Here is a 4,641-nt window from a genome sequence, read left to right on the forward strand (position 1 = left end):
ACCCGAGATTGCGCCGGAGTACGCGGGGCAACTCGTCGGAAGGGGTCAATGGGAAATCTGATCGACATCCGGCAGGTCGTCACCCAGATCCTCGGGTTTCTGATCCTGCTGTGGGGGATGCGGAAGTTCGCCTGGGGTCCGGTCATGAAGGTGCTGGAGGAGCGCCGCGCGAAGATCGCCGGTGAGTTCGCCGCCGCCGACCGGGCGAGGGCCGAAGCCAACGAGTCGAAGGCGCGCTACGAGTCCGAGCTCCGCGGCATCGAGGCCCGAGCGCGCGCCCGCATTCAGGAGGCGATCGCCGAAGGCGAGAAGGTGGCGGGCGAGATTCGCCAGCAGGCGCAGGGCGACGCGGCGGCGCGGCTCGAGCGTGCGCAGGACGAGATCGCTCGCGAGCGCGAGAAGGCCAAGGAGAGCGTCAAGGAGCAGATCATCCACCTCTCCATGCGCACCGCCGAGAAGATCCTGCGCCAGAAACTCGACGACGCGGCGCAGCGGAGGCTGGTGGGTGAGTTCGTCGAAGAGGTGGGCGCCGAGAAATGATGAAGGACACCACGGTCGCCGAGCGCTACGCCCGCGCGCTGTTCATGATCACCGAGCGTCGCGGCGAGACCCGGAAGGCGCTCGAGGATCTCGAGGGCCTGCGTGGCGTGCTCGACCCCGCGTCGACGGTCGGGCGGCTGCTGGCGGCGCCGCTGGTGTCGCTGGCCGACAAGCGTGCCACCGTGCTGAAGGTGCTGGAGCAGCGCGTGCTGCGATCCGTGGCGCTGTTCGTGGACCTGCTGCTGCGCAAGAAGCGCCTCGGCGAATTCGAGACGATCGTGACCCGGTTCGAAGGCCTGGTCGAACGTGCCATGGGCATCGAGCGCGCACAGGTGGTGAGCGCGGTGCCGCTCACCGATTCCGAGCGCAAGCGCATCCACGCCGAGCTCGAGCGCTCGACCGGCAAGAGCATCAAGCTGGCCGCCAGCGTGGACGCTCGGCTGGTCGGAGGCGCGCTCGCCCGAATCCGCGACCACGTGATGGATCGCTCGGTGCGCAGCCTGCTCGATGCCATCGAGCAGCGACTCTTGGAAACGAGTGTGTGAGCGGCGACGCCGCCTGACCAGAACCAGAGAACGGGGCCCAACCTCATGTCCTTTCGACCCGAAGAAGTGAGCGCCGTCCTGGCGCAGGAACTCGAACGCTACGAAGCCAAGCTCGAGACCAAGAGCGTGGGCACGGTGCTGTCGGTAGGCGACGGCATTGCACGCCTCTGGGGTCTCGAAGACGCGATGGCCGGCGAGCTGCTCAAGTTCCCCGGCGACGTGGTCGGCATGGTGCTGAATCTCGAGGAAGACAATGTGGGCGCCGTGCTGTTCGGCTCGGACAAGGACATCAAGGAAGGCGATCGCGTCGAGCGTACCGGCCGCATCGCCTCGGTGCCGGTCGGCAAGGCGATGGTCGGACGCGTGGTCAACGCCATCGGCCATCCGGTCGACGGCAAGGGCCCGATCGGCGCCGACAAGTTCCGCACCATCGAGTTCAAGGCGCCCGGCGTGATCCAGCGCCAGCCGGTCAAGGAGCCGCTCCAAACCGGCATCAAGGCCATCGATTCCATGATTCCGATCGGCCGCGGCCAGCGCGAGCTGATCATCGGCGATCGCCAGACCGGCAAGACCACGATCGCGATCGACACCATCATCAATCAGAAGGGCACCGGCGTGATCTGCATTTACGTCGCGATTGGCCAGAAGGAATCCACGGTCGCGAACGTGGTCGGCACGCTCGAGAAGCACGGCGCCATGGAGTACACGATCGTGGTGACGGCGTCGGCTTCGGAATCCGCGCCGCTCCAGTTCATCGCGCCCTACTCGGGCTGCGCGATCGGCGAGGACTTCACCTACAACGGCGGTCACGTGTTGTGTGTCTACGACGACCTCTCGAAGCACGCCGCCGCCTATCGCCAGCTCTCGCTGCTCCTGCGCCGGCCGCCGGGGCGCGAGGCGTACCCGGGCGACGTGTTCTACCTGCACTCGCGGCTGCTCGAGCGCGCCTGCAAGCTCTCGGACGACCTGAAGGGCGGCTCGCTCACCGCGCTGCCGTTCATCGAGACTCAGGCGGGCGACGTGTCCGCCTACATTCCGACCAACGTGATCTCGATCACCGACGGCCAGATCTTCCTCGAGTCCGATCTGTTCTACGCCGGCGTCCGTCCCGCGATCAACGTCGGCATCTCGGTATCGCGAGTCGGCGGCAATGCCCAGATCAAGGCGATGCGCCAGGTGGCCGGCCGCCTGCGCCTCGACCTCGCCCAGTATCGCGCGCTCGCGGCCTTCGCCCAGTTCGGCTCCGATCTCGACAAGGCCACCCAGGCGCAGATCACCCGCGGTGAACGCATGGTCGAGCTCCTGAAGCAGGGCCAATTCGTGCCGCTGCCGGTCGAATCGCAGGTGATCTCGATCTGGGCCGGCACCAACGGCTACCTCGACGACGTTCCGGTCGCGGCGGTCCGCCGCTTCGAGACCGAGTGGCTGGCGTTCGTGGCCAAGAACTACGCCGAGGTGCCGCACAACATCCGCACCGCCAGGGCGATCTCCGACGACGACGGGAAGCGCCTGGCTGAAGCGTGCAAGGCGTTCAAGGCGCAGTTCAAGGCCTAGCGCATGGCGTCACTCAAGGACCTGCGGCGGCGCATCCGCGCCACCTCGAGCATGCAGCAGATCTTCAAGGCCATGGAGATGGTGTCCGCGGCCAAGCTGCGGCGCGCTCAGGCTCGGGCGCTGGCGGCTTCCCCGTACGCGAAGAAGATCACCGAGATGCTCGACAAGCTGGCGGGTGCTGCCGCCGAGCTCGAGCATCCGCTGTTCAAGGCTCGCGAGGTGAAGCGCACGGCGCTGGTGCTGATCACCGCCGATCGCGGCTTCGCCGGCGCCTACAACACCAATGTGCTGCGCGAGGCCGAGCGGCGCCTGCGCGCCGCCGAGCCGGGCGCGGTACAGCTCGTGGTGCTGGGGCGCAAGGGGCGTGACTATCTCAAGCGCCGCGGCTATCCGGTGCTGGCGTCTCACACGGAACTGCCCGGCGAGGCGAGTCTCGATCTGGCTCGCAAGCTCACCGACGACCTGAGCGCGCGCTTCATCGGCGGCGAAGTCGATCGCGTCGAGCTGATCTACTCGCATTTCGTGAACGCGCTGGTGCGGCGCGTCACCGCCGAGGCGTTCCTGCCGGTCGGCACCAGCGGGAACGCCGCCGCCGATCGCGGCACGATCTTCGAACCCGACGCCGAGACCATCTTCGCCGACCTGCTGCCGCGCTACACCACCGCCAAACTCTACGCGGCGATGGCCGACGCGCTGGCGTCCGAGCACTCGGCGCGCATGGTGGCGATGGGCGCGGCGCGCAAGAACGCCGGCGAGCTGGTGGACGCGCTGACGCTGATGCGCAACCGGCTGCGCCAGGCGGCGATCACCAAGGAAATCGCCGAGCTGGTGGGCGGCGCGGAAGCTTTGAAGTAGCGGATCGCTACGGAATCAATGCGGCTTCGACCGAAGCCCTGGAGGCGCAAGTGAACGCAGGAAGAGTGGTGCAGGTGATTGGTCCCACGGTGGACGTGGAGTTCGATCCGGACAAGCTGCCCAAGATCTACAACGCCATCCTGGTCGAGGATCCGAATCGCGACCGCCCGCTCACGGTCGAGGCCGCGCTGCATGTCGGCGACAACGTGGTGCGCTGCATCGCCATGGACTCGACCGACGGCCTCGTCCGAGGGATGCGCGCGGTGGATACGGGTGCACCGATCTCGGTGCCGGTGGGCGAGGAGTGCCTGGGGCGCATCTTCAACCTGACCGGGGACCCGATCGACGGCAAGGGCCCGGTTCACACCAAGAAGCGCCTCCCGATTCACCGCCCGGCGCCGACCTTCGCCGAGCAGCAGACCGAGAAGCAGCTGTTCGAGACCGGCATCAAGGTGGTGGATCTGCTCGCGCCCTATCAGCGTGGCGGCAAGGTCGGTCTGTTCGGCGGCGCCGGCGTGGGCAAGACCGTCGTCATCCAGGAGCTGATTCGCAACATCGCCACCCAGCACGGCGGCTTCTCGGTGTTCGCGGGGGTGGGCGAGCGGACGCGCGAGGGCAACGACCTCTATCGCGAGATGACCGAGTCGGGCGTGATCTCGAAGACCGTGATGGTGTTCGGGCAGATGAACGAACCGCCCGGTGCGCGCCTGCGCGTGGGACTCACCGGCGTCACCATGGCCGAGTACTTCCGCGACGAGCAGGGCAAGGATGTGTTGTTCTTCGTCGACAACATCTTCCGATTCACGCAGGCCGGCTCGGAAGTGTCGGCGCTGCTCGGCCGCATGCCGAGCGCGGTCGGCTATCAGCCGACGCTGGCCACCGAGATGGGCGCGCTGCAGGAGCGCATCACCACCACCACCCGCGGCTCGATCACCTCGGTGCAGGCGATCTACGTGCCGGCCGACGATCTCTCCGATCCGGCGCCGGCCACCGCGTTCTCGCACCTCGACGCCACCACCGTGCTCGACCGCGCGATCTCGGAGCTCGGCATCTACCCGGCGGTGGATCCGCTCGGCTCGACCAGCCGCATCCTCGATCCGGCGATCGTCGGGGAGGAGCACTACAACACCGCGCGCACGGTGCAGCG

General features: G+C 67.5%; 5 protein-coding genes. All 5 read left to right on the forward strand.

Annotated features, from left to right (window positions below; translation table 11 throughout):
- The first annotated feature begins 48 nt into the window (after positions 1 to 48).
- Complete coding sequence (gene atpF / locus VMJ70_09165; GenBank protein HTO91287.1) at positions 49 to 540, forward strand: F0F1 ATP synthase subunit B; 492 nt, start codon at positions 49 to 51, stop codon at positions 538 to 540.
- Positions 540 to 1,085 carry an ATP synthase F1 subunit delta gene (gene atpH / locus VMJ70_09170; GenBank protein HTO91288.1) on the forward strand — a complete coding sequence of 182 codons (546 nt, stop codon included), beginning with the start codon at positions 540 to 542 and terminating at the stop codon, positions 1,083 to 1,085. The genes atpF and atpH overlap by 1 nt, the downstream gene beginning before the upstream one ends.
- Before the next feature lie 45 nt (positions 1,086 to 1,130).
- On the forward strand, positions 1,131 to 2,639 hold the full coding sequence (gene atpA / locus VMJ70_09175; protein HTO91289.1) for a F0F1 ATP synthase subunit alpha: 1,509 nt from the start codon (positions 1,131 to 1,133) through the stop codon (positions 2,637 to 2,639).
- 3 nt (positions 2,640 to 2,642) lie between these two features.
- Positions 2,643 to 3,494, forward strand: a complete 852-nt coding sequence (atpG, locus tag VMJ70_09180) for an ATP synthase F1 subunit gamma (protein HTO91290.1) — start codon at positions 2,643 to 2,645, stop codon at positions 3,492 to 3,494.
- A 50-nt stretch (positions 3,495 to 3,544) separates the two neighbouring features.
- Positions 3,545 to 4,641, forward strand: a 1,097-nt coding sequence (gene atpD, locus VMJ70_09185) for a F0F1 ATP synthase subunit beta (protein ID HTO91291.1), incomplete at its 3' end; no start/stop codon positions are given.

Source organism: Candidatus Sulfotelmatobacter sp. (genome assembly GCA_035498555.1).
In the GTDB taxonomy this organism is placed as follows: Bacteria; Eisenbacteria; RBG-16-71-46; order RBG-16-71-46; family RBG-16-71-46; genus DATKAB01.